Genomic DNA, 24,807 nt, shown 5'->3' on the forward strand with positions numbered 1-24,807 from the left:
ATAATTAACTCAGATAAGGGGACCATGCCGGCTCTTGAACATCACCCTCACGTGCAGGAAGCTTCATTCGTATTCTACCGTCTATAGATACAATACCTAATACCCCTTTGTCCTGGATTCGTGTCGCATAAAGAACCAATCTACTGTTTGGAGACACTGAGGGAGATTCATCCAGGCCAGAGAATGTCAGGCTCGCAATTGGACCACCTGAAGCATTTTGCAAACCAATATTAAAATTACGATCGTCTCGATGCAACATCACAATGTTTTTCATATCCGGTGTAAATGATGCACGAGCATTATAATTTCCTTCAAAGGTTACTCGGCTTACCTGTCCATCAGCAAGTGATAAACGATAAACCTGAGGTGATCCCCCTCTTCCAGACGTAAACAGTAAACTGCGTCCATCCGGTGCAAATCGAGGCTCTGTATCGATGGCATCACCAAACGTGAGTTGTTTCATTGAACCAGAACTTAAATCAATGCTGTAAATTTTGGGCGTGCCGGTCTTGGATAAAACAACTGCTAATTGGCGTCCATCGGGAGACCAGGCAGGTGCACCATTAATTCCAGGGAAACTGGTAATTAGACGGCGCTGACCTGATTCAACAGAAACAGTAAATATCTGTGCGCGTTTCTTTTCAAAAGAGACATAGGATATTGATCGGCCATCAGGAGACCACGAAGGAGACATTATCGGTTCGGAGGACACCAGCAAACTCTGAGGATTATGTCCATCTGCATCTGCTACCTCAAGTGAATAACGACTTCTTTGTCCGCCTCTTTGAACGGAAATGTAAGCAATACGAGTAGAAAATATTCCACGCTCACCGGTTAATTTCTGATACACTTCATCACTTATGTGATGGGCCAATGGCCGGATCTCGTTAGCGCCTATCTGGTATGTTTTGGTAAGAAGGACATTCCCATTTGCAACCGCATCAGCAAGAGTAAAGCTGACTTCATAACGGTTACCCACTCTATTCACTCGACCTGTAACAACACTATCAGCACCAAGTTGGCGCAATACACCAATAGAGGATTGAGAATTGGCACCTTGTGGGCCGGAAACAATTTTAAATTGCCCCGACAGCGTCAAATCGTTTTCAATTACATGGGATATTTCTTCTGCGCCAGCATCTGAGCCAAATGAATTAATAGCAATGGGCAAGGCTGAGTTAATACCCTGAGTAAGCTCCAAATCCAGAGCATAAATCTGACTGGTACATAACATGAAAATAAGTGGTATCAATCGGTTAATCACGAGTTTTATCCCCTAACTTGTTCTGGTCGAACGGTTAAACTGATTTCACGAAACAAATTAAATGTTTCTGCGTCTGTTGGTACAGGAAGCGGTGATGCTTTATATATTGCTGTTTGTGCGGATCGATCCAAAAGCGGATCGCCACTGCCACGAGTTAAAGTGACTTCTAACACTGTTCCATCAGGAGCAAGCCGAATTCGGAATTGGCTTGACATCCTGCTGTCAGCATTTTCTGGTAAAATCCAGTTTTTACCAATCGCATTAACAATGAGCGCCTTATATTTATCAACTTCTCCGGCGATACGCGCCTGATTTTCTGCATTTTGAGCAGCTTGTTGCGCAGCTGCTGCCTCCGCTTGTTTTTTTCGCTCCATATCCGCTTTTGCTTGTGCAGCACGTGCCTGATCGGCTCGAAGTTTCTCTGCTTTTGCTTGTTCTGATTTTAATTGCTCTGCCTTGGCCTTTTCTTCCAGTTTTTTCTTATTCAACTCTGCGAGTTTTTTTGCTTCCAGTGCTTGCTGCTTTACCAAAGCTTCTTGCTGTTTTTTTAGTTCTTCGATTCGTTTTGCTTCAAGAGCCTTTTGTTCAGCAAGTTCTTTTAAACGCTTCTTTTCTTCCTCTGCTTGCTTTTTACGTGCAATTGCAATTTTATTAGCCTCTTCCTTTAGCTTGGCAAGGTGCTGTTGTTCTTTGATTCGTTGTTGTTTTGCGGCTTCAGCCTGACGTTTAAGCTCATTTTGGTGTTTTATTTCAGCTCTTTGCTTTTGTTCACGTTCCTGTTTTAATCGATTCACGGTATCCATTATTTCTTTATTATCAACACTCACTGCTTTAACCGCTTCCTGTTGCGGAACATTTGCCACAGGAAGCTGCATACCGGGAGTGGTTTTATGTTCAGCAGTTAACACGGGGCGCTGAGTTGATGAATCAGTCAATAATAAAATCACTAAAAAAAGATGAAGTGTTATTGCTGAAATGAATGCGTTACGATAACTGTTTGTGCCTATCATGCTTGACCCTCTGAAGGTTCATCCGATGAGTCAGTTAATAATCCAACTTGTTCTGCACCCGCCTGCTTCAGTAATGCCATTGCCTGAACAACTTTACCGTAAGCGACCCCTTGATCTCCCTTGACTAATACATTGAGCTTTTGACCCGATTGTTTCGCCAACTCTAATTCTGCAGCAACCCGCACCACCAACGCTTGAGCCTCTATCGGATCCGCAGGAGTACTGCTAATATTCAGGAAATAGGTACCTTGCTGATTTACAGATACAATAATAGGTTCTCTGTCAGTTGGTTGCAGATTTTGGCTGGCAGCCTTGGGTAAGTCAACTGTCACTCCTTGAGTCAACATAGGCGCAGTAATCATAAAGATAACTAACAAAACCAACATAACATCAATATAAGGTACAACATTGATTTCTGAAATAGGACGGTCACGTTTGGTTTTTGCTTTAATCATTTGAGAATTATCCTCTTGATGTACCCGATGTTTGTTGCTCAATCAGGGAAATAAGCTCTTCCTGGAATAAATCGAAGCGGTTTAACAAAATATTTGCTCGAGTAGTGTAGCGATTGTATGCAATTACAGCGGGAATCGCCGTAAATAATCCAAGTGCAGTGGCAACCAGTGCCTCAGAAATACCAGGAGCCACCATGGCAATGGTAGCCTGTTGTGCATGTCCCAAAGCCTGGAACGAGGTCATTATCCCCCATACAGTGCCAAATAATCCGACATAGGGGGAAATAGAACCGACAGAAGCAAAAAAGGGTAAATGCTGCTCTAATTTTTCGGCTTCTTTTGCATGGCTGATTTGCATAACCCGCTGAATCGGTTCAATAGCGACAGTTCCCTGTTTTCGAGCCCGAACAAACTCTTTAAATCCTGCATGAAATATTGCGGCCATTCCCTGATTTTCTTCAGAGTTGCTGTCCACATCAGCATAGAGTTTGCTTAAATCACTGCTGTCCCAGAACCTTCTGTTAAATGCATCAGTCAGTTGTTTCTTTCGGTTAAAAAACCATGCTCTTTGAAATATTAACGTCCATGATACGATCGATGCAGTGAGTAAGATGAGCATTACTGATTTAACGACCAGACCCGCCTGCATGAAATACATCAATACATTTGCTTGATTTCCCACTTTTTATCTCCAGTATCGAAGTTTTTTGTTATTCATTTGGTGTTGCAAATAAGTCGGGAAGTCGTCTTGGTTTTAAAAGACCATCAACACAGACTACTTTAATATTTGCCTCACAAATTAAATTGTTGTCTTCATTGTGTATCGTTTGATTAAACACAAAACTGCATTTATTTTGCTCACTAATTTGTGTTGATAGAGTCAATAAATCATCCAATCGTGCCGGGTACAGATATTTTATATTCAACTCACTAATAGCAAAAAGAACATTCTCATTCATCAGTTCACTTAACAATAATCCGTTATGCCGCAACATTTCTGTTCTGGCCCGTTCAAAATAACGCAAATAATTTGGATGATAAACAATTCCCATATAATCCACGTCTTCAGCATAGACTCTTACACTGCTTTGATGTTTCGTTATATGTTTCATTCATACTTCCTGTTGTTGTATTACTTCCAGGCCAAAATGCTGATACGCTCTGGGAGTCGCCATTCTACCGCGTGGAGTGCGCATTAGGAATCCTTGTTGTATTAAAAAAGGCTCTAAAACATCTTCAATAGTCCCTTTTTCTTCTCCAATAGCTGCTGCAATGCTGTCAACGCCCACCGGACCACCATTAAAACGCTCAATAACTGCTAACAGTAATTTTCTGTCCATCAGATCAAACCCATGTTGATCTACCTCCAGCATTTCCAATGCTTTTTGGGCAATATCAAGGCTAATTATGCCACGCCCTTTAACTTCTGCATAATCCCGAACCCGCCTTAATAATCTATTGGCAATTCGTGGAGTCCCCCTTGAGCGCATGGCAATTTCTCTGGCACCCTCGGGTTCTGTCACCACATTCAATAATTCTGCAGATCGCGTGACAATTTGGGTTAGCGAATCTATAGAGTAATATTCAAGTCTCTGGACAATACCAAACCTGTCTCTTAATGGGGAAGTAAGCAATCCTGCCCGGGTTGTAGCTCCGATCAAAGTAAAAGGTGGCAGCTCCAGTTTTATTGAGCGCGCAGCCGGTCCCTCTCCAATCATAATATCGAGCTTATAATCCTCCATTGCAGGGTAGAGAATTTCCTCTATTACAGGACTAAGTCGATGAATTTCATCAATAAAAAGAATATCATTCTGTTGAAGATTGGTTAATATCGCTGCAATATCTCCAGCGCGTTCTATAACAGGACCTGATGTCTGACGAATATTGACACCCATTTCATGAGCAATAATATTGGCCAAAGTTGTTTTACCCAAGCCCGGCGGCCCAAAGATTAGCACATGATCCAATGCATCTTTTCTTCTTTTAGCTGCATCAATGAATATCTGCATCTGAGAGCTTACTGCATCCTGCCCAATGTATTCCTTTAGACTTAAAGGACGAATTGCCCGATCTATTGCTTCTTCAGAGGCAATACTCTGGGTACTGATTAAGCGATCACTTTCCAGCATAAGAGTCTTATTAGATTCACCCGAATTGAAAACATTTTAACATAGGTTTTTTTAATATCAGCTTTCTTTTATTAATTATTTCGTAATCAGCCACCAATCAGGATTAAGCGAGGTTATTGCCGATTATCTTTTAAAATAACATCACATCCTCTGTTTTGACACCTAATGCCTGACAAAAGTTCAATGACTCGTGCAATCACACGGTGATTATCTACCCTGACAAGGGTATTGATGCGGCCATAGATTGTTGAGTTGACACTGCATTGAATCGTTCTTGCCAACTCAGGATTACATTGCGATTTAAAATAGTATCGGTTTGTCGATGTGGCAATGATGCCATACTTTTTTAAAAGCGTTCCAAATGGAATATTTGATCTCGTGATTTCGCCAACAAGTTCCTGAGGTAATTCCTTAAAATAGATTGTGATAAACGCCAGTTCCGCAATGAGCGACTCATTTAGTTCCTGAGCCATTTGTGGGTCATTACGCTGTTTATTCGAATCCAATAGCATCGTAATCATACGAGAGTAGGTATGGCTACCCGGATTTTGATGAGCTTGTATGACACGAATAATTGCCTTTCTTTTATAATAGTTCTCAAGAGCCGGGGTTAATAATTGCTGCGTCAATAGGTCATTATAAGGTGCTGGCAAATGTTCTTGATTGATCTTTTGACTTTTCCAATCACTCGTGTTCAAAAGCGAAGAAAACTCATTCAGCTCACGCAGAATACTGTGGGGAGTCGATGGCTCTGATGTGGCATTCACACACTGTATTGTGCTAACCATCAATAATGAAATTAGAAAAAAATGAAACATTCGATGCATGATATGTCCTTTTACCTAATGATAATTACTCTCACAAATGGAGAGCGTTACCTGCATTTATAGCTCAACCGCAGAACAATGACTTATAATCCTGATTCAGTTTATCAACAATTAATTATAAATTGCCTGTTCCGTATTTTTAGTTCATATTAATGTCTGTTACAAAAGTTCTGTAACTCCTGACTTAATTTAAAAATTTCATGATTATAGGATATTTAATGACCCCTACTGTTTATCTAAGCAATCAATTTATTCAACCAATTTTACCCCTTCTACTCCCCGAATGGCAGGTTATATCAGGTTGGGAGGAAAAATCTCACCTAGATAAAATAAAGGTTACAGCCTTGGCAACCACCGTCTGGGATCGCATCGATGAATCGTTCTTGTCTCAATTCCCAAATTTACAATTCATCAGCCACCTGGGTATAGGCACTGATAATATAGACAAAAACTATTTAAAAAAAAACCAAATTACCCTTGTATCACAACCCCATGCAGGCGTTCACGATACCGCAGAGCTGGCAATCACATTAATGTTATCTTTGTCCAGAAAAATTATTGCGAATGATCGCTATACTCGTGCAAACCATTGGATTGATGGGAAGCCTCGATTTCTGGGAAACCATGTCTCTGGAAAACGATTGGGGCTGGTTGGTTTAGGCCAAATTGGGCTAACAATAGCTAAATTTGCTGATGCTCTGAACATGAATATTGCCTATACTGCGCGAAATAAGAAAGAATGTGCGTATTATTACTATCCTGATGTCAAAGCCCTCGCCAGTAACAGTGACATTCTCATACTCTGCTGTTCGGCCAATGCGGATTCACATCATCTGATCGATAAAGCGGTTTTGGAACATTTAGGCCCGCTTGGTTATCTTATTAATGTTGCCAGAGGAAGCATAGTTGATCAAGATGCTCTTATTGACGCGCTGACCAATAATATCATCGCCGGGGCTGGACTGGACGTATTCAGCAATGAACCTGAAGTACCCCTGAAATTGCGTCAATTGGATAATGTGATTTTATCACCCCATATGGGTAGTTCGACTCGAGAGAATTTGAATAGCATGTTTCAATTACAGGCACAGCAGTTAAATCACTACATGGAGAGTGCTTCTTCTCAAAGAATCGCAATAGAGAGCCCCGTTTAACTTTAATGTAACATCGACTCAATAATAAAGGACTATTATGACCACAACTTATATTCTAAACACTAACGATAAAGCAAGGGATCGCCTTTCGTTACAACATCAACTCTATGCACAAAGCAGTAAAAACCTGATTCAGGAGGCTGGAATCAAACAAGGAATGAGCGGACTTGAAATTGGCTGTGGTTCAGGAGCGATGACTCTTGAATTAGCCAAACTGATTGGACGCACTGGATCTCTTCTCGCGATTGATTTAAGTCAATCACAACTGGACTATGTCCAGAATATAACCCGTGATTACTCTACAGTACGATTCAAGTTATGGGACGTAAATCACCTTTCAGATCTGGGCGAACAATTTGACTTTATATATTGCCGCATGGTACTTCATCATGTTGCTGATGCTCATTCAGTAATAGATCATATGGGGCAATGCCTGAAGCCAGGCGGTATAATCATTTGCGAGGAACCGTCTATATTTGACTCAACTTTTTGTTATCCGCCTTCTAAAGCATACGAGCAGTTTACTCAGTGGGTCAGAGCGTGTTTCGCAAAGAACAATCGTGATTTTGAAGTGGCGCACCGTCTCGAACAGGAGTTTGAATCATGTCATCTTTCAGTCACACATCATTCACTTTACCAGCCCTTACTTAGAACAGCTCAAGAAAAATTGATTTACTCCATGGCATTAAACGATCTCAAGCCTCAACTCATCGATATGCAGATTGCATCACAAGAAGAGATTGATGCCTTATCCAACGAACTAATCAATTTAGCTCAAACAGGAAACACCATGACCTGGATTCGGATGCATAAAATCATCGCTAAATTAAATTGATTTCAGTTTCTATTGGGCTATTTGGTTGGGTCTTTATTAAGCCTGAATAGTCCAATTGTTCCAACATTGAATCTTTTTATCCGGCTACATTCTTATTTCGCCTATCCACAAAATTAGTCACCAGCTTCCTTGCTCTATGAATTCGAGATCGCACTGTTCCAATCGGACAGTTTAACTCTTGCGCAATATGTTCATAGGTGCACCCCTCAAAGACATGCATTCCATAGCAAAGCCGTAAGTCCTCTGATAATTGAGAGATAGCAGACTCGATTTGATCTGTGATCTCAGTCGTCATTAGATGATGCTCAGGTGAATTATAAAATGAGGAATATTGTTCATCAACAAAATGAGCTTCAGAATCCAGACGTAAACTGGCTGAACGGTAATAATTTTTTATCGTATTTTGAGTAATTTTATAAAGCCAGGTAGAGAACTGGCTCTTATCTTTAAAAAAATGCAAATTTCGGTACACTTTAAGTAATACTTCCTGAGCCAAATCTTTAGCATACGCCTGATCATTAATATAAAAATAAATAACCCGTTGCACTTTATGATCATATCGCTCAAGGAGTTGATTGTACGCAACAGAACTTCCATCTCTAGCCAGTTCAACTAAATACTCATCAGTATAAGGGCTGTCTCTATTCATAAAATCCTCTTTAATCCTTCATACAATGCTTATCATGCACATAAGATAACAGTATGATTGGAGGCTAGTATTATAATTATACATTATGTATAATTATATACTATTCGTTTGAAGATATATGATGAAGTTGCCGTAATTGATGTTCTGAAATCTGATCATTAAATAATATGAATAATTTCCTTTTATCCAGAATGGATATTTGAATCAGTTGAAATAAGGTATTGTGGATGATAATGCGAAGCTCATCACAATCCTCTGTAATTCCATTTTTTGTTGTGATATACCATTCTTTGTTGCGGTAAATCATCTCAATAATGAAATTACTTGGATTTTTATTAATGAACTCCGGTATCATGTATACAGAAAGAACTGCGATTAAAGCCAGCTTAATAAGACTGAATAAAGAAGAATATACAATTAAAGCCACGGTAAGAAAATATAAAATTGAAATCAAACGAAAATAGACTTTTGATTTAGTGGGTTTAAGTATTATTTCTGATGATGGTGACAATTTCATTTAGCTCAGTATCTTGTGGATCGGTATGTCCCATTAACCACGAAAAAAGTTCAGGATCCGTACAACTCAATAACCGATCAAACAACTTGAGTTCATGCTCACTCAACAAATCCAAACCATGTTCCAAAAAACGCTGCAAAATAAGATCCAGCTCCAGCATACCGCGTCGGCAATGCCAGGTAATCCTCGCCCTTTCTCGTGAATCTAGCATGAAATATCTCAAAAATAGTAGTTGATTGTATTGTTATCATTATTGAATCATAAATTCTAAAATGACTCTAAAATTATCCGTGCTGATGATACACTACTCGAATAATAAACGGAAACTTTGATATAACCATGAGCTTATTCCAAAATCACACTATAAATAATCGAATTTTGACAACAAACACCATTAATTGCACTATTGAGCCACTTAAAAACTACTTTTTTGATTTATCTTATCTTGGTTTAATCCAATTGGATGGAGAAAAAGCAGTAGATTTTCTTCAAGGCCAATTAACCTGTGATTTAAATGCAGTATCAGACATACAAATGATACAAGGTGCACAATGCAACCTAAAAGGCCGCATCCTTTCACTTATGGATGTTATCAATTGGAATGGAATTAAATTAATTCTTCCCCAGGATATGATTGAGGCTACAGCCATTTCATTGAATAAAACGGCTCAACTGTCCAGAGTAACTCTAAAAGAATGTAATGAATTCAAAATTGCTGGATTTTATTTACAAAATTCTCAGGACTTTGTACCTGATTCCGATTTTTTCCCATCTGAATTATACACTCTTTCTTACACTTCCAATTATTGCTATTACCACTTAGGTGATGGGTTTTATATTTTCATAGTGCCACAAAATGAATTCATCAATATATCTGAATTATTTAAAGAACGAGATCAATATCTAGGCTCAATGACTTGGCATACCCTGAGATTAATGCACAAACAAATCGATATATATCCTGAGTCCAGAGGACTATTTCTGCCTCATAGACTGGGTTTACATGAAACAAAATACATCAGCTTTAACAAAGGATGCTATAAAGGACAAGAAATTATAGCCAGAACACAATACCGTGCAACTATAAAACATGAATTAAAAATCTTTATTATCAATACAGATCACACGATTTACTCAGGCCAAAAATTATTTCATTTCACTGATGAAATTGAAATTGGGGAGTTAATCGATTATTCCAATTTAGGCAACAATCGCTATTTGATCGCAGCAAGCATGCTTAAAGAACCCTTCGTCTCAGTTCGGTTTGAAGGCCAAAACAAAGAGGTTAGGCTTGAAATACCAGTTTTATAAATAGATATAGAGAAGACATCGAAAAATTGTGGCATTAAAAAAAAGTGCGAGCGATACCCGCCGAAGTACTGCGGCTTACTCACGGAATCCAGAATACCAAAGTAAATTGATAAGATGCCGCGGCTTAGACCGCGGGTTCCACTGTTCTAGCACTGTTTTTCTGGATTTTGTGATTCAAACACTGCGACGTAACCAAGAGAATATCAGCGTCTGATTCGTCTTATGCTTCTATATCTTAAAACCACAAAATTTACTGTTTTTGTCCCGGTAACATTCGTTTTAATATATTGTTTTTATCAATAAAATGATGTTTCAAAGCGCCAAGAACATGCAGGCCAATAAAAACAATTAAAATCCAGGCAATAACCTCATGTGATTCATTCATAAATTCAGCAAGGGATTTGTCTGGTGTTATCCAGGGTAAGGGCATTTTAAAAAGACCAAAATAAGTGGGAATACGATCAGCAGCAACGGACATGATCCAGCCACTCATAGGCATAATAAATAAAAGAACATAAAAACCGTATTGCACAAAACGTGACAATACTTTTTCCCAAGGTTTAACTGATTCAGGTAAAGAAGGTTTTCCTTTAGCATGAACCCAAACAAAACGAATGAGCATCAAAAATAATACGGTAATACCAGTAGATTTATGGAGCATATATGCAGAACCCTGGTATTGTTCTGGAATTTCATCTAGAAAAAAACCCATACACAACATCCCAATAACGATGAGAGCAATAACCCAATGAAACCATTTGGAGGTTGCCGAATATCCTGTATCAATTTTGCTTTCCACTAAATCACTCCTTGAATTATAAGTTAAATCAACTAAATGAATCTTAAAAATCCCATGTCATAATTAAATGTCTATGACATGGGATAATAATGATTTAAGACGCTTTTTCTGGCTTTACATATGCTTGCAATGTGGTCTGCGTTAAATCCAGCAACTCCCTTATCGCAACAAAGAACATCGTGTAATTTAGAACCGTACTGGATTTTAAATCAGTGAGGATAAAACGCCAGCGCTCGATTAAAGCAGCATGAACAGTTCCCCAGGATTCCAACCGGGCTGCAAAATCCTTATTTTTAGCATCAAAACACATAATTCCTGAGGTTAATTGACGCTGTTGCCAATCCAGGTCATCACGTAAAGCCTCTCTGGATAATGACTCCCAATGATTTTCAGTTGGATGAATGATAACTTGCGTTCTAATCCAGGATAAATCCAGGTACTCACCGATTCCGAAGTATATTTCTGCAACTTTTTCAATACTCACATTGTTTGTATGAGCGAGTTCAATAATATCTGTGGCAGCAAATAATCCACGAGTAACTGTTAGTTCATGAGCCAAAGAAGGAGGTACTCCATCCTTAATCCGCTCTTCATAATGTTCTTGATATTGGGCTCGACCATGCTCACCAAATACAGCAGGCATTGATTTTTTGAATTCAACAACTCCTTTGGAATACAGTTTGATCGTATGACTTACATCTAAAGATCTGCGTTGATTACGTAAAAACCACCGCGTGACTCTTCTTGAAAGACGTACATAAAGCATCATCATATCAATCTGTTGTTGCGCGCTAATTTTTGTTCCCAACTCCTCAATTTGTTTCCAGATGGATTCCAAATCAAGAACTGTACGTGCAATCATATAGGCTCTGACGATAGCAGATACGGGAGCACCTGTCTCATCCTGAAGTCTGTACACATAAGTAAAGCCCATTTCATTGACGATAATATTGCTTAAACGAGTAGCAATAATTTCCCGTCTCAATGGGTGATCTTGCATTTGCTTGCTGAATCGTTCCTGTAATGGCTTGGGAAATGAATTAATCAAAATTTCATTCATGTAACTTTCTTCAGGAACATCAGATGCTAGAATTTGCTCCTTCAAGAGAGTCTTACTGTAACACATCAAAACAGCAATACCGGGTCTACCCAGACCCTGCCCCATTAATTTGCGTTCCGTTAATGCTTTATCATCAGGTAAAAACTCAAGATTACGATCTAATTTACCGGTCCTTTCGAGTTCATTCATATAACGTGACTGAAGCTCAAGCGAACGAAGTGCCTGTGATGCAGACAAGCTAATAGCTCGAGTTTGTAAAAAATTATCTCGAAGTACTAATTTTGACACTTCATCAGTCATTTCACCTAATAACTCATTTCGCTGTTTGGGAGTCAGATCTCCTGAAGCAACAATGGTATTCAGTAAAATTTTAATATTCACTTCTTTATCAGAACAGTTCACCCCACCTGAGTTATCAATAAAATCGGTATAAACCATTCCGCCATGCAAGGTATATTCTACTCGAGCTAATTGAGTCAAACCCAAATTACCGCCCTCACCAATTACTTTACAACGCAATTGTTTGGCATTCACACGGGTTGAATCATTGGTTCTATCGCCAACACTGGCATTTGATTCCAGACTTGATTTGACATAAGTACCAATACCACCACTCCAGAGCAAATCAACCTTGGCTTTTAAAATTGTTTTAATCAATTCATTAGGCTCAATTTCTGTTTGCTTTATGCCAAACACTTTTTGCATTTCTGGGCTGACAGGAATTGATTTTGCGCTGCGATTGAATACACCGCCTCCCTTTGAAATCAATTTTTTATCGTAATCGGTCCAATTCGAGCGTGGTAAGTTAAATAATCTCTTTCGCTCATTATAACTGATAGCCGCATCTGGATTAGGATCGATAAAAATATGAAGATGGTTGAATGCACCAACTAACTTGATGTGGTTGGATAACAGCATACCATTACCAAATACATCTCCTGCCATATCGCCAATTCCAACAACAGTAAAATCGTTATTGTGAATATCAATATCCAGTTCATAGAAATGGCGTTTAACAGATTCCCAGGCTCCCTTGGCTGTGATACCCATTTTTTTATGGTCGTATCCAACTGACCCGCCTGAAGCAAAAGCATCTCCGAGCCAGAAACCATATTCCAATGAAATAGAATTGGCAATATCTGAAAATGTTGCAGTTCCCTTATCCGCCGCAACGACCAGATAGGGATCATCTTCATCATAGAACACAACATTTTGAGGTTTAACAATATGACCGTCTTTATAATTATCGGTAATATCCAGTAAACCTCGGATAAACAATTGATAGCAGCTAATGCCTTCGGCCATGATTTCTTCACGGGTTCCATTAACTGGTAAATGTTTGGGAACAAATCCGCCTTTAGCACCACTAGGGACAATAACGGAATTTTTAACCTGTTGCGCTTTCATCAAGCCAAGAATTTCAGTACGAAAATCTTCTCTGCGATCCGACCAACGAAGTCCCCCGCGAGCAACTTTTCCACAACGTAAGTGTACCCCTTCAAAACGTGGAGAATAGACAAATATCTCAAACATTGGATGAGGTTTAGGAACACCTGGAATAATCTTGCTGTTTAATTTAATGGATATATAACTCTTGGAATTTCCATTCGAATCTACTTGATAAAAGTTGGTACGAAGAGTGGCATTAATTGCCTGAACGTATTGTCTGATAATTTTGTCTTCATCAAGATTCGAGACGTTATCAAGATCATTTAAAATTTCAGCGGTCAGATCATTAAAGCGAGATTCTCTTTTATTATTTTCAAGAGGATTACATCTGATTTCGAAGAGTCTCACCAGTTTCTTCGCAATGTTTACATTGTTGTTTAACGCCATTTCCATATAGTCCTGGCTGAATGTAAAACCTATTTGCTTAAAGTATTTCGCATAAGTTCTTAAGATGGCCACTTCACGCCAATTAAGTCCAGCTGCTAAAACGAGTTGATTAAATCCATCATTTTCTGCATCACCAAACCAAACACGGGCAAATGCATTCTGGAATAACTCCTTGATTTCATCGACATTAAATTCAAACTCTTTATTATACTGCATGGCAAAATCGTTAATCCATGTCACTTTGCCATTTTCAAATTTAAGTACGTAAGGCCGTTCACTAATCGCCCTTAATCCCAGGTTTTCCAATATAGGCAATACATCAGATAATGCTATGGTACTGTCATGTTGATAGACCTTTAATCTGAAATTATTCTCGGATTCATCCAGAGGGCGATAAAAATTAATCCCTAAAGGATGTTCGGCACTAAGACCATCGATATGCTTAATATCATATACAGCAGTCCGTGGAGAAAAATTATCACGATACGAAATAGGAAAAGCGTTTTTGTATAAAGCAAAATAGGCGTTTGCCTGTTCCTCACCATATGCTTCATGTAAATAATATTGCAGATCGTCGGTCCATGAACGTCCTACATCAATCAATTTCTGTTCGATTTCCTTCAAATCATATTCTGGGCATTCCTGTGGGTTCACCTTAACAATGAAATGAATACGAGCCAGAACTGATTCCCCGAATAACGTAGAGAATGTAATTTCTTCAGCATGAAAACTCTCTGCCAATATGTTTTGCATGGCATGTCTTAACTCGGTATTAAAGCGATCTTTGGGTACATAAACCAGACACGAAATAAATCGTCTGTATACATCCTTGCGCGCAAACAGTCGAATTCTTTTTCTGTCCTGCATGTAAAAAATACCCATAGCAATTTCAAGAAGTTCATCTTCTGAACCCTGAATCAAATCATCCCTGGGTAAGGTTTCTAGAATATTCAGTAAGACTTTTCCTGCATGACTGCGTGGATTTAATTTAGAGTTCTCCATAATTAACGCCACTTTATGACGCAAAAATGGGATATGTCTGGGATTGGTATGATAGGCCGCAGAAGTATATAAACCAATAATTCGCCGCTCTCCAATGACCTGCCCTTTAGAGTTAAATCGTTTAATACCGATATAATCCGTATAGGCATCTCTATGAACGCTAGCCAAAGTATTTGTTTTTGACATGACTAAGATTCGAGGAGATAAGGTTAATTCTCTGGCCTCCGGAGTCATTGCAGAGATACTGCGAGTTGAAGCTTTATTTGTAGATTCCCGTAATACGCCCAGACCGGTTTCAGGAATAGCTTGCAATATGGTTTCTTTACCTTTCTGGATTAATTCGTAATCTCGAATTCCGAGGAAAGTAAAATGATGATCTTCTATCCAGGTCAGAAAAGCTTTGGTTTCTTCGAGCTCGTCTGGATCGACCACCTTGGATACGTGATCCAGTTCTTTGATTGCTTCCCTGACTTCAGCTCTCATTTTTTCCCAATCTTCAAACACAGCCCTATTATCGTCTAGAACTCGTTCAAAATTTTTATGCAATTCCTCAAGTACTAAAGGATCTGTCTGACGGTCAATTTCCATAAATATTGGCGCTTCATGCAGCACGTTTTTTTCTTCAGCAGCCAGTCCATTGCGCGGTAAAATATCGCACACGTGATTGTGGGTGTCTCTTTTAACCCGGATGCCGCCCATATGAATGATAAGATGAGAAGTAAGCCCCATTCTGTTTATTACCATACGCAATGAATCAACAATAAAGGGCATGTCATCGCAAATAATTTCCACAACAGTATGCGTTGTCTGCCAACCGTGGCGCTCAAAATCCGGATTATAAATTTTAATCTTGGTTTCCCTTGGGGAACGTTCAACGATTAACGACCAAAAATTGACTACCGCACCATACAGATCATCGATATCCCATTCACGAAGATCTTCCAGGGCAACGGTTCCATATAATTGTTTGGCAAACTCGGCACAAAATCCTGCCTGCTCTCCGGTCATAGAATGTTTTATTTTTTCTACAACAGCGTCAATTATTACGTCTTTACCCTCTTCAAATTTATAGGACATTAGTTCACCCCGTCAGATTTTTATATGCTCTGCAGCATTAATTATTGTTTAAATTATTGAATATATACCAATGTATCCGTTGTAACCCAGTTTGCCAGCTCAATCACCGCATTGTTATTTAAACGGATGCAGCCATGAGAGCCTGGTATGCCCAATCGCGTTGAATCAGGAGTACCATGAATGTAGATATATCGCTCCAGAGTATCTACATTGCCACCTTTATTTCGTCCTGGCTCCAAGCCTTCCAGTTGTATTATTCGCGTTAATATCCAGTCTCTGCCAGGAAATTGTTCAGCTAATTGCTCTGAGTACATTTCCCCCGTCCACTTTCTTGCAACCAATACACTATTAACCTGTTGTTCCAATCCAATAATAGAATAGACTCTGTGCCATCCTCTCGGAGTGCACTCGCTATTTTTTATTTCTCCTGCGCCATTCTTTCCAGTAGACACTGGGTAAGTAAAAGTCAGGTTTTTATTTTCAAAACCATTCATTTCCTGTTGAGCAATAGAAATATAAATAGTTTTTCCGTTTTTTTTTATCTTATGCATCACTGATCGCAATTGTTTTTGTATTAACGAATTCTAAAATCCCTTCACGCGACAACTCTCTACCATAACCGGAGTGTTTTATTCCTCCAAACGGTAATCGAGGGTCAGATGCAACAAAACTGTTTACAAAACAGACGCCTGCTTCAATCTCATTTGCAGCAATCCATTCACCTTTGCTTACATCTCGTGTAAATACAGCAGCCCCTAAGCCGTACTTACCCCTGTTTGCAAAAGAAATGGCTTCTTCCTCATCTTCAACAGCACAGACTGAAATTACCGGGCCAAACAGTTCCTCATCGAAAGCAGTCATACCTGGTTTAATACCTGTTAATACTGTAGGAGGATAATAAAAACCCTTACCATTGGGAATTATACCACCTAGCAATAATTTAGCACCTTGTTTAATCGATTTTTCTACTTGATTATGAAGATTATCACGCAAATCCTTGCGAGCGAGGGGACCAAGATTGGTTTCTGCCTCCAGAGGATTGCCCATTTTGTATGAGGGTATATGTTCCATAATCTTATGGATTAATTCATTTTCAATTGTCTTCACTACAATAACACGCTTTGCTGCTATACACACCTGACCGGAATTATTTAACCTTGAAGACACTACAGCTCGAGCGGCCAAATCAGTATCAGCATCCTCAAGGATCAGATACGGATCCGATCCCCCCAGTTCCAACACTGATTTTTTTAAATATTTACCCGCCTCCGATGCAACAGCACTCCCTGCAAGCTCACTTCCAGTAAGAGTTATCCCCGAAACGTATGAATTTTGAATGACTTTTGCCGCACCCTCATTGTCAATAATAAGATGTTGAAAAAGATTCAAGGGAAAATCAGCTTCTTTAAAAAGACGTTCAATTCGTTCACCTGTACCGGACGATATGGGTGCATGTTTTAGCAGCGCAGCATTGCCAGCCATTATCGTTGGGACTGAAAAACGAAATACCTGCCAAAAGGGAAAATTCCATGGCATTATTCCAAAAACAATACCTAAAGGTTTATAACAGACTTTTGCCGTACACCGTTCAGTGCCAATGATTCTCGGTGCGAGGTAGGATTCAGCTTGTTCTGCATAATGTGAACATACCCAGGCACATTTCTCTATTTCAGCTATACCCGCAGTAATTGGCTTCCCCATTTCCAAGCTCATCAAATGAGCCAACTCCTCCTTATTGATTTTCAGTCGTTCTGCCAACTGGAGCATTAATTTTCGTCTCAAACTAAATGGAGTCTTTTTCCAGGATAAATACGCATTATGCCCAGCTTCTAATTTAGAGTTAATTGCATCATCATCAAGACATTCATATTCTGCTAAAATGTGCTCTGTTGCTGGATTAATAGTCTGAATTTTCATTTAGTCACCATGTGTAAGAAACATTATTAAAGTTTTACATCATCCACTACATACTATTTTAGCTAAAGTGAGCAACACTCCTTGCACTTTACTTTTGATTGTTGATACTATTTTTATATTCTATGCTGTTTTACTGTATTGAAGAGCATTATAGTTCAATAAGTTAATTTAATTAATTAACCCCGGGATAATTAATGAATCAGATCAAACCACCATTTAGTCCAATGCAATATATGGCAGCATGGGCTGTGCATCTATTTACTGCCAGTGGCGCGTTTATTGGGGTTTTTACCTTAGCAAAAATCTATCAACAGGAATATGTGATTGCATTGTGGCTCATGGCGTTAACGGTGTTTATCGACGCTGTCGATGGTACGTTTGCCCGTTTATCTCATGTAAAAACAGTATTACCCAAAATTGATGGGGCTTTGCTGGATAATATTGTAGATTATCTAAATTATGTCATAACACCTTGTTTTTTCTTATTCGTGAAACCTGGTATGCTGCCTACTGACTATGCCGCATTCATCATTGGAGCGATCACCATCACTTCCGCGTACCAGTTTTGCCAGGATGATGCAAAAACCCCTGATCACTTTTTTAAAGGGTTCCCTTGTTACTGGAATATTGCCGTTTTTTACATGTTTATTTTTAATACATCAATGACATTAAACGCCATTCTTTTATCAATATTTTGTGTGTTAATCTTTGTACCTGTCAAATACGTCTACCCATCAAGACTTGATTATCTCACTGACTCAAGAGTACTTAAAATCCTGATGCATTGCTGCTCGGCAATTTACGGCGTCAGTTCAGCATGTCTGCTTATTTATTATCCTGACACCAGTACTATCTGGCTGACATTGTCTCTGGGTTACATAGCCATGTATTTATTTTTAAGTTTTTATAGAACTTATTCACCTATGATAAAAGCAAAAATATCTGCAAATAGAGATTTATAGTTCTATTTTTTCATTCCAGGATAGACTTTGCTCCTATTATGATTAAAATAGCAACTAAAGTGTTTTTCTAGAGGAAATTATGACATTATTTAACCAAATTAATAAAATATTATTATTGTCCCTATTAATTATCAATTCTGCTCACTCTGTTTCTGTATTTCCAAGAGGGTGTGAAGTATCAGGTTTCGGATACCAACAAAACTTTTTAATTTTAAATGAAACCGGTCAGCAATCCTATTATTTAATTCAAAACCGATCTGACGCTAAAATTGAATTGGAGCGTCATGAAACTGGTGATGTATTTATGAGCCCTCCGTTGCAAGCAACGCTGGATCCAATGAATTGGGCAGCTTTTGCTTCTGATGTTAAAAATTTAAATTTCAAGTGCTATAAACATATAGAAGAAAATACTACAACCGTTGATTGTCGTGATGTGCTTGAAGTATGCCAGTATCCAAGAGTCAGATTTGCATTGAGTAATATGGGCAACTACTGGATTTCTTCAAATAAAACTCAAAATGATGTGATTCAGGATTCTGTAGCTAAAGGAATCTATTTAAAATGGTGATCAGTGTCTAAAAATAACTACGATTTTCACTTCATTATTTTTGGTATTGTTGGAGCGCTGATCATATTGTATGGGCACAATCAGATTTACCCCCAGCCCTTCTATATTTTCGGCTCTCTGGCCTTGTTATTCACTGCAATACATTTCAAGCTCATTTATTTTATTGCTCTAGAGTTAATACTGGCCGCAGGACATTCGGCTATTTTATTGGATATTGGACCTAACACCCAATTTGCTCTTCCCATCTTTCTATGCGTCCAACTCTTCATTTTTTATTTAATGATTGGTAAAGAAAACATTTTTTTATTACTTATTGGAATTACTGGAATTGCCCTTCTTTCATTTGGATTTGCTTACAATAATCAATGGATATTTTTTTCTGGTAGTTCATTTGTCGCAATTTATGCATATTACAACGCGATTGGCGGGCAATATGCTTCTTATATTTGGGCTGTACTGAATACTTTATTTTCATTTATAGCCTTGTATAAATTAATTTTTTATTAATTTGGAATTATTATGAGTCGAACTGAATCAACTATGTTGGAATTGGGAACAAAAGCACCTGCTTTTAAGCTATTGGATGTATTATCAGGGCAGGATGTTACATTGAGACAGTCTTCTGATTACAAAGCCACTGTGATTATGTTCATCTGCAATCATTGTCCTTATGTAAAACACATTAATGCTGAGCTTACCCGCTTGGCTAACGATTATTTACCGAAAGGAATACAGTTTTTAGCGATTAATTCAAATGATGTCGAAAACTATCCCGATGATTCACCTGAAAATATGATTACTACCGCCCAAGCTCATCACTTTCCTTTTCCTTATCTTTATGATGAAACTCAGGAAGTAGCGACTGCGTATCACGCAGCATGCACACCCGACTTTTTTGTATTTGATCAGAGTTTGTCTCTCATATACAGAGGACAATTGGATGATTCAAGGCCAGGTAATTCTATTCCAGTAACTGGAGATTCTATTCGAATGGCTCTGGACTGTCTGCTCGCAGACAAGCCTTTAAATTTTGTCCAAAAACCCAGCCTCGGATGCAATATCAAGTGGAAGTCAATTTAGAGACGAAATTAAAATACATCAATACTGACATCGATTCAAAACCAAAAATGGTCACAATTGCGCTATTATCGATACTTGGTATGAATTGCTTAAGCCATCCAGAAGATCTTTGAATGTTGCGCACAAGTCATTCATCTAAATGACAACTCTGCCGTATGGACATGGCTTGTGTCTGAGAGATCCTCACTTGTCTAAACGTTGTGCCTTGGCCCGACAATTCTTTGATTCTAACTAATAATCTGATTGGGCTTGCCCTGGTGCATCAAGTACATCAAATCTCTTTGGAGCATGATATGGATTTTGTCGAGCCAAAGCCCAGCCTCTAGCTTTTTCTGATTCAAAGACACGCTATGCTAAAGAGGTGTTTGCGAACGATTAAACACGTCCATAATAAAGAGGCCCTAAAAAGCTCGATTTGAGGTAATTTAAAATCGAGCTTTTTAAGCATATTCAACCTTATTGAGGACCTTTTATTTTTGCCTCTATCTCTTTTTCCTGCTCTAATAAACCTTCTTGAACTGGTTTAAATGCTTTTGCAGAAGCAGTATCTGGAGTGGTGAAGAAAGTTCCTGCATATCCTTTTCTGGTTGTCGCTTCAACTACCAAGGCGGGCACAATAGTCAGTGCTGCAATAACCCCCAATATACCTTTTAAAGTGGCAACAAGCCCTCTTACAAAGGAGTTTCCACGATGCATTTTTAACACGGGATCAAGGGAATAAGTATAGTGATTAATCGTATTAGTTAACTGCACAAGCCTCTCTTTGCTGGGTTCAACGAAGAATTGATCACCAAAGTATGTCAAATCTCTATGAGCGAATTGAACCAATTCAGCTGCACTTTTGTATTTTTTATCACCATTTTTGAATTTTTTGTCCAAATGAGCATGAATCGCCAATAAGTCTTTCATCAATTGATTAAATTGAGTCTGTTCTTTTGACAAATCAATTTTTGGTTCAACTGGCTGTTTCTGTTCATTGAGCACTGGTGGAATCCTCAAATCAGCCGAACCTTGTATTGAAGGCTCAATCATTGGAGCAATTGAAGTTGTGACAGCTGGAGTACCTGATAAAGGAACATGAACATACTGAATAGCGCCTTGCATACTTCCAGTAAGTCCTTCCAATCCTAACTCCCTTTGTTGTTTTGTAGGAGTACTAACAAGTAATCGACCGGCCTCTAACATCACAGCCATAGTACCTATAAAACTGATGACTTCTTCAGCTTTGAAGCCAGGTCTTCCTTTAGAAGCATCTAATGTTTGACTTAAAGCAGTGGATAATGCACGCTCAGTTATCGTTCTGTTCATCAATTTAGATAAAGATTGTGGATTTTTCGCATTTTGCATCACAAGACCAGTCAGATCTTCCAAATGTTCAATAGCAGGAACACTGTTCATATCGAAACTCTGAAGTTGCAGCAAAGCACCTACCTCTTCAGGTGAAGTTAATGACATAACCAGCCCTGCTTCTCCACTTAAGCCTTGTTTGTATAAATGGAAAAAAATGCCATCAAGAGTTGATTGAGGCGATCTGATGAAGTCACGAATATCAATATGAACGCTTCCAACATTGCCTTTACCATTACCATACAGAATGGATAAGTGAGTTTTCTCGCCATTCATCAAAGCGTTCACGTCCTTTTCCATAGCTTTAACAATTTGACCTAAAACACCAGCCTTGCTTGATTTGGTATTTGCTAACTGATTCATAAGAACTCGAATCAATTCATTTTGCGATGTCTTAGGCAAATCCGCTACAACAAGAGTACCTGCATTGCTTCCAGCACCTGTAATTGCTTTCATCCGTGTATTATCCAGTAAACCGCTTAGCTCTTCTTTGGAACTTCCTCCGATAAGGCTAACAACCATATCTTGAATTGTCATTTTTGAAACAGTTTCTCGTGCTTTTGTAACAGCCAAGGCGATTTGATTACGTACCTGGCGATCCTGCTCATCAATTTGCTCTATATGCCGATTGACTTGTTCTGCAATAGAGGAAAGCTCTCTGTGTTGCGTTGCACGTTCTCTAACAGGTAGTAAATCTAAAGCCCTTCGTAAGTCAGCAGACAAGAGTCTGTAGCTTTCTAGCGATTGATCGATGGTCGTAGTATTAGCCTTTAACACTTGTTCTGCTGCCTGGCGTAAGGCTGGGAAAATCGATTGGACCTTTTCTCTTGCTGCATGCTCTTTAATTTCACGTGCTTCTGCTTCAACTTTAACTTTTTGTTCAGCCTCTTCTTTTAATTTCATAAGATTACGAATTTTTTGATTCAAAGGACTGCGCTCTTCTTTTGGATATGATGTTTTCACATCACGTAATTGTCGTGTTTGTTCTTGAGTGAGTTGATATTGATCAAAATATTGTGATAACTGAGTGAATTTATTCGTTAAAATCGAGAGTCTCTCAACATTGTGAGTACCTACCGTATATCTCTCTCTGTTTATGTCAGAGATTACAGTTCGTAACTCATTTAGTTTTTGATTAAATTTTTTATCATTCAATTTTGGCATGATATCAGCGCTCGAAGTTAATATGTCCTAATTATAAACACATTAATCCAAAAAGTCACACCAAGATATTTGAAAAAAGATATTATAGATAAGTAAATTTACTTATTAAATAAAATGATAATCAAAGTAGTACTATAAAAAAGATGAACTTGTGCGGTATTAACCACACAAGTTCAAATCGAAAAGATAAAAAATTAAGCGTTTTTACGCATTAATTTAATAAATGATTATTTAGCAGGAATAATTTCAAGTTGTAAATTAGCAATAACATCGCTATGAACATGTACTTCAACAGTATAGTTACCAATCGAATGCAAGGGACCTTCTGGCATTACAATTTCACGCTTGCTGATTTCAATAGCTTTTTCTACCAAGGCATCTTTAATTTCATTAACGCCAACAGAACCGTATAATTTACCCTCATCACTAGCCATAGCGCTAATCACTAAAGTAATATCGTTTATTTTTGAAGCACGTTGCTCCGCCAGAGCTAAAGCTTGTTGTGCTTTTTTCTCAAGTTCTGCACGTCGTTTTTCAAATAACTCGATACTTTTCTCTGTAGCAAAAACTGCTTTATTTTGTGGAATCAAATAATTACGACCATAACCTGACTTTACGTTCACTTTATCACCCAGATTTCCCAGGTTTCGTACTTTCTCTAATAAGATTACTTCCATCTTAATAACCCCTTAAGTTGATTCTCTCACCCTAGCCGGGAGATATAATCTAAAATTAAATAAACTATCCAATACGCCAAAAACAATATATGCAAACAGGACAAAAGCAGGTTTTAATAAAATTATCAGAAATAATAAAATTACTACTCTTACCTGTCGTTTGCGTGCTAAAGCAAAGTATGCCAAAGAAAAACCTGATAACAAAAAATAACCAAGAATAAGCGGTAATAAATTAATCGCATAAGATACTTCAAAATACGATGCAATCGATACCATGACCAAAATTAAAAAGGCCAATCTACCGCTACGAAATTCCAATATTTCTGTTTTAAAGCCCTCAGGCAAAAATAACTTTGACTGAATTAATCGTGCAAAAAGTAAGGAGATCATTGCAGAAAAAATCACGCTTAAAATTTGCAAGCCAAAAAAGAGCTGAGCCAAAATAAAAGAACTTAAGCCATCTGTATTGCTGTTTAGGATTTGATTGTATTCCTGAAATTGAACCAGCAGATGTTTGAACTGTTCAAACTGGCTAATAACAAAATCCGGAGCAATAAACTGAAGGCTGATAAATCCAATAAATGCTTGTATAAAAAAGATACCGAAAACAGATTGCCAACTGGTTGTCGCGCGTAATGTTACCGCAGCTATAAAACAGGGGACATAAGTTATCAGAGTATTTATTAGCGCACTTTCTACTGGCACCAGCATCAACAACGGAACAGAATGAACCACAAGTGCAGGTAACATTACTTCAAAGCCAGGTTTTGCCCCTTTTCTCAAGGTAACTAAAGAAACAAGAGCAACAGATAGCCAGGAAGCAAAAGGCAATATGGAAAAGATAACAGCAAACATTATCGCCTGCTGTTTATTTTCAAGCACTATTTTACTTTGTCTCGTTATAAAATTGCCTGCACGCATCATTATTATTATCTATGGCTGTCACAATAGGGCAATAAACCAATGAAACGAGCATGCTTGATTGCTTTGGCTAATTGTCTTTGAAAACGAGTTTGAGTACCGGTGATTCTGCTAGGTACTATCTTTCCTGTTTCGGATATGTAATTTTTTAATAAATTAATATCTTTATAATCAATTTCATTACCACCTTCAGCACTGAAGCGGCACATTTTTTTTCTACGGAAATAAGCTGACATCAATGTTCTC

Annotated in this window: 25 protein-coding genes; 7 read left to right on the forward strand and 18 right to left on the reverse strand. The window is 38.4% G+C overall.

Translation table 11 applies throughout. The features are described 5' to 3' along the window. Positions 1-4 precede the first annotated feature (4 nt). The 7 genes from tolB to G543_RS17815 form a co-directional block, all read right to left on the reverse strand. Entirely contained in the window at positions 5-1,264 is a 1,260-nt protein-coding gene (tolB, locus tag G543_RS0111785) for a Tol-Pal system beta propeller repeat protein TolB (RefSeq protein WP_028384700.1), read from the reverse strand. A gap of 5 nt (positions 1,265-1,269) precedes the next feature. Continuing rightward, positions 1,270-2,274, reverse strand: a complete 1,005-nt coding sequence (gene tolA, locus G543_RS0111790) for a cell envelope integrity protein TolA (protein ID WP_028384701.1) — start codon at positions 2,272-2,274, stop codon at positions 1,270-1,272. After that, positions 2,271-2,729: a protein TolR gene (gene tolR, locus G543_RS0111795; protein WP_028384702.1), complete on the reverse strand. Its 459-nt coding sequence runs from the start codon at positions 2,727-2,729 to the stop codon at positions 2,271-2,273. Before tolR ends, tolA begins: the two co-directional genes overlap by 4 nt. A gap of 7 nt (positions 2,730-2,736) precedes the next feature. Next, complete coding sequence (tolQ, locus tag G543_RS0111800) at positions 2,737-3,411, reverse strand: protein TolQ (RefSeq protein WP_028384703.1); 675 nt, start codon at positions 3,409-3,411, stop codon at positions 2,737-2,739. 28 nt (positions 3,412-3,439) lie between these two features. After that, positions 3,440-3,841 carry a YbgC/FadM family acyl-CoA thioesterase gene (locus G543_RS0111805; protein WP_028384704.1) on the reverse strand — a complete coding sequence of 134 codons (402 nt, stop codon included), beginning with the start codon at positions 3,839-3,841 and terminating at the stop codon, positions 3,440-3,442. Then, positions 3,842-4,858, reverse strand: a complete 1,017-nt coding sequence (ruvB, locus tag G543_RS0111810) for a Holliday junction branch migration DNA helicase RuvB (protein ID WP_028384705.1) — start codon at positions 4,856-4,858, stop codon at positions 3,842-3,844. It lies immediately after the preceding gene. A gap of 113 nt (positions 4,859-4,971) precedes the next feature. Beyond that, the gene (locus G543_RS17815) at positions 4,972-5,685 is read right to left on the reverse strand and encodes a hypothetical protein (RefSeq protein WP_051190688.1); all 714 of its coding nucleotides are present in this window, start codon (positions 5,683-5,685) and stop codon (positions 4,972-4,974) included. Between the two features lie 218 nt (positions 5,686-5,903). Here G543_RS17815 and G543_RS0111820 point away from each other — a divergent pair, with 218 nt between their 5' ends. Beyond that, entirely contained in the window at positions 5,904-6,839 is a 936-nt protein-coding gene (locus tag G543_RS0111820) for an NAD(P)-dependent oxidoreductase (protein ID WP_028384706.1), read from the forward strand. 37 nt (positions 6,840-6,876) lie between these two features. Next, on the forward strand, positions 6,877-7,674 hold the full coding sequence (locus G543_RS0111825) for a class I SAM-dependent methyltransferase (RefSeq protein WP_028384707.1): 798 nt from the start codon (positions 6,877-6,879) through the stop codon (positions 7,672-7,674). Positions 7,675-7,750: 76 nt separating this feature from the next. Here G543_RS0111825 and G543_RS0111830 read toward each other — a convergent pair whose 3' ends face one another. The 3 genes from G543_RS0111830 to G543_RS0111840 form a co-directional block, all read right to left on the reverse strand. Then, entirely contained in the window at positions 7,751-8,323 is a 573-nt protein-coding gene (locus G543_RS0111830) for a sigma-70 family RNA polymerase sigma factor (RefSeq protein WP_028384708.1), read from the reverse strand. Positions 8,324-8,423: 100 nt separating this feature from the next. Next, a complete protein-coding gene (locus tag G543_RS0111835) occupies positions 8,424-8,840 on the reverse strand; it encodes a hypothetical protein (RefSeq protein ID WP_035922121.1) in 417 nt (138 codons plus the stop codon). Continuing rightward, positions 8,806-9,051, reverse strand: coding sequence for an FAD assembly factor SdhE (locus tag G543_RS0111840; protein WP_028384710.1), 246 nt, complete (start codon positions 9,049-9,051; stop codon positions 8,806-8,808). Before G543_RS0111840 ends, G543_RS0111835 begins: the two co-directional genes overlap by 35 nt. Before the next feature lie 128 nt (positions 9,052-9,179). On the opposite strand from G543_RS0111840, the gene ygfZ reads away from it, so the two are divergent. Next, positions 9,180-10,151, forward strand: a complete 972-nt coding sequence (gene ygfZ / locus G543_RS0111845) for a CAF17-like 4Fe-4S cluster assembly/insertion protein YgfZ (protein WP_028384711.1) — start codon at positions 9,180-9,182, stop codon at positions 10,149-10,151. A 250-nt stretch (positions 10,152-10,401) separates the two neighbouring features. Here the strand turns inward: ygfZ and G543_RS0111850 are convergent, their stop codons facing one another. From G543_RS0111850 to G543_RS0111865, 4 genes are all read right to left on the reverse strand, one after another. After that, positions 10,402-10,950, reverse strand: coding sequence for a cytochrome b (locus tag G543_RS0111850; protein ID WP_028384712.1), 549 nt, complete (start codon positions 10,948-10,950; stop codon positions 10,402-10,404). Positions 10,951-11,044: 94 nt separating this feature from the next. After that, the gene (locus G543_RS0111855; protein ID WP_028384713.1) at positions 11,045-15,925 is read right to left on the reverse strand and encodes an NAD-glutamate dehydrogenase; all 4,881 of its coding nucleotides are present in this window, start codon (positions 15,923-15,925) and stop codon (positions 11,045-11,047) included. 53 nt (positions 15,926-15,978) lie between these two features. Next, on the reverse strand, positions 15,979-16,476 hold the full coding sequence (locus G543_RS0111860; protein ID WP_028384714.1) for a L,D-transpeptidase: 498 nt from the start codon (positions 16,474-16,476) through the stop codon (positions 15,979-15,981). Continuing rightward, on the reverse strand, positions 16,469-17,842 hold the full coding sequence (locus tag G543_RS0111865; protein ID WP_028384715.1) for an NAD-dependent succinate-semialdehyde dehydrogenase: 1,374 nt from the start codon (positions 17,840-17,842) through the stop codon (positions 16,469-16,471). The genes G543_RS0111860 and G543_RS0111865 overlap by 8 nt, the downstream gene beginning before the upstream one ends. A 194-nt stretch (positions 17,843-18,036) precedes the next feature. Here G543_RS0111865 and pcsA point away from each other — a divergent pair, with 194 nt between their 5' ends. The 4 genes from pcsA to G543_RS0111885 all read left to right on the forward strand — a co-directional run bounded on the left by pcsA (position 18,037) and on the right by G543_RS0111885 (position 20,452). Further along, positions 18,037-18,804, forward strand: a complete 768-nt coding sequence (gene pcsA / locus G543_RS0111870) for a phosphatidylcholine synthase (protein ID WP_028384716.1) — start codon at positions 18,037-18,039, stop codon at positions 18,802-18,804. Between the two features lie 79 nt (positions 18,805-18,883). Next, positions 18,884-19,372 carry a hypothetical protein gene (locus G543_RS0111875; RefSeq protein WP_028384717.1) on the forward strand — a complete coding sequence of 163 codons (489 nt, stop codon included), beginning with the start codon at positions 18,884-18,886 and terminating at the stop codon, positions 19,370-19,372. 3 nt (positions 19,373-19,375) lie between these two features. Then, complete coding sequence (locus tag G543_RS0111880; protein WP_028384718.1) at positions 19,376-19,879, forward strand: hypothetical protein; 504 nt, start codon at positions 19,376-19,378, stop codon at positions 19,877-19,879. A gap of 12 nt (positions 19,880-19,891) precedes the next feature. Beyond that, a complete protein-coding gene (locus G543_RS0111885) occupies positions 19,892-20,452 on the forward strand; it encodes a thioredoxin family protein (protein WP_028384719.1) in 561 nt (186 codons plus the stop codon). A gap of 456 nt (positions 20,453-20,908) precedes the next feature. Here G543_RS0111885 and G543_RS0111890 read toward each other — a convergent pair whose 3' ends face one another. The 4 genes from G543_RS0111890 to rpsR all read right to left on the reverse strand — a co-directional run bounded on the left by G543_RS0111890 (position 20,909) and on the right by rpsR (position 24,797). Further along, complete coding sequence (locus tag G543_RS0111890; protein ID WP_028384720.1) at positions 20,909-22,963, reverse strand: coiled-coil domain-containing protein; 2,055 nt, start codon at positions 22,961-22,963, stop codon at positions 20,909-20,911. A gap of 227 nt (positions 22,964-23,190) precedes the next feature. Continuing rightward, positions 23,191-23,640, reverse strand: coding sequence for a 50S ribosomal protein L9 (rplI, locus tag G543_RS0111895; RefSeq protein ID WP_028384721.1), 450 nt, complete (start codon positions 23,638-23,640; stop codon positions 23,191-23,193). 12 nt (positions 23,641-23,652) lie between these two features. Continuing rightward, entirely contained in the window at positions 23,653-24,564 is a 912-nt protein-coding gene (locus G543_RS0111900) for a hypothetical protein (RefSeq protein ID WP_028384722.1), read from the reverse strand. A gap of 5 nt (positions 24,565-24,569) precedes the next feature. Then, positions 24,570-24,797 (reverse strand): 30S ribosomal protein S18, encoded by a 228-nt coding sequence (rpsR, locus tag G543_RS0111905; protein ID WP_018578206.1) that lies wholly within the window; start codon positions 24,795-24,797, stop codon positions 24,570-24,572. Between the last annotated feature and the right edge of the window lie 10 nt (positions 24,798-24,807).

The organism is Legionella moravica DSM 19234 (genome assembly GCF_000423305.1).
Classification (GTDB): Bacteria; Pseudomonadota; Gammaproteobacteria; order Legionellales; family Legionellaceae; genus Legionella; species Legionella moravica.

Bases quoted from the DNA above. Each gene is read 5' to 3' on its own strand.
- tolA (WP_028384701.1), bottom strand. From the start codon at position 2,274: ATGATAGGCACAAACAGTTATCGTAACGCATTCATTTCAGCAATAACA.
- tolR (WP_028384702.1), bottom strand. From the start codon at position 2,729: ATGATTAAAGCAAAAACCAAACGTGACCGTCCTATTTCAGAAATCAAT.
- G543_RS0111805 (WP_028384704.1), bottom strand. From the start codon at position 3,841: ATGAAACATATAACGAAACATCAAAGCAGTGTAAGAGTCTATGCTGAA.
- ruvB (WP_028384705.1), bottom strand. From the start codon at position 4,858: ATGCTGGAAAGTGATCGCTTAATCAGTACCCAGAGTATTGCCTCTGAA.
- G543_RS17815 (WP_051190688.1), bottom strand. From the start codon at position 5,685: ATGCATCGAATGTTTCATTTTTTTCTAATTTCATTATTGATGGTTAGC.
- G543_RS0111820 (WP_028384706.1), top strand. From the start codon at position 5,904: ATGACCCCTACTGTTTATCTAAGCAATCAATTTATTCAACCAATTTTA.
- G543_RS0111825 (WP_028384707.1), top strand. From the start codon at position 6,877: ATGACCACAACTTATATTCTAAACACTAACGATAAAGCAAGGGATCGC.
- G543_RS0111830 (WP_028384708.1), bottom strand. From the start codon at position 8,323: ATGAATAGAGACAGCCCTTATACTGATGAGTATTTAGTTGAACTGGCT.
- G543_RS0111835 (WP_035922121.1), bottom strand. From the start codon at position 8,840: ATGAAATTGTCACCATCATCAGAAATAATACTTAAACCCACTAAATCA.
- G543_RS0111840 (WP_028384710.1), bottom strand. From the start codon at position 9,051: ATGCTAGATTCACGAGAAAGGGCGAGGATTACCTGGCATTGCCGACGC.
- ygfZ (WP_028384711.1), top strand. From the start codon at position 9,180: ATGAGCTTATTCCAAAATCACACTATAAATAATCGAATTTTGACAACA.
- G543_RS0111855 (WP_028384713.1), bottom strand. From the start codon at position 15,925: ATGTCCTATAAATTTGAAGAGGGTAAAGACGTAATAATTGACGCTGTT.
- G543_RS0111860 (WP_028384714.1), bottom strand. From the start codon at position 16,476: ATGCATAAGATAAAAAAAAACGGAAAAACTATTTATATTTCTATTGCT.
- G543_RS0111865 (WP_028384715.1), bottom strand. From the start codon at position 17,842: ATGAAAATTCAGACTATTAATCCAGCAACAGAGCACATTTTAGCAGAA.
- pcsA (WP_028384716.1), top strand. From the start codon at position 18,037: ATGAATCAGATCAAACCACCATTTAGTCCAATGCAATATATGGCAGCA.
- G543_RS0111875 (WP_028384717.1), top strand. From the start codon at position 18,884: ATGACATTATTTAACCAAATTAATAAAATATTATTATTGTCCCTATTA.
- G543_RS0111885 (WP_028384719.1), top strand. From the start codon at position 19,892: ATGAGTCGAACTGAATCAACTATGTTGGAATTGGGAACAAAAGCACCT.
- G543_RS0111890 (WP_028384720.1), bottom strand. From the start codon at position 22,963: ATGCCAAAATTGAATGATAAAAAATTTAATCAAAAACTAAATGAGTTA.
- rplI (WP_028384721.1), bottom strand. From the start codon at position 23,640: ATGGAAGTAATCTTATTAGAGAAAGTACGAAACCTGGGAAATCTGGGT.
- G543_RS0111900 (WP_028384722.1), bottom strand. From the start codon at position 24,564: ATGATGCGTGCAGGCAATTTTATAACGAGACAAAGTAAAATAGTGCTT.
- rpsR (WP_018578206.1), bottom strand. From the start codon at position 24,797: ATGTCAGCTTATTTCCGTAGAAAAAAAATGTGCCGCTTCAGTGCTGAA.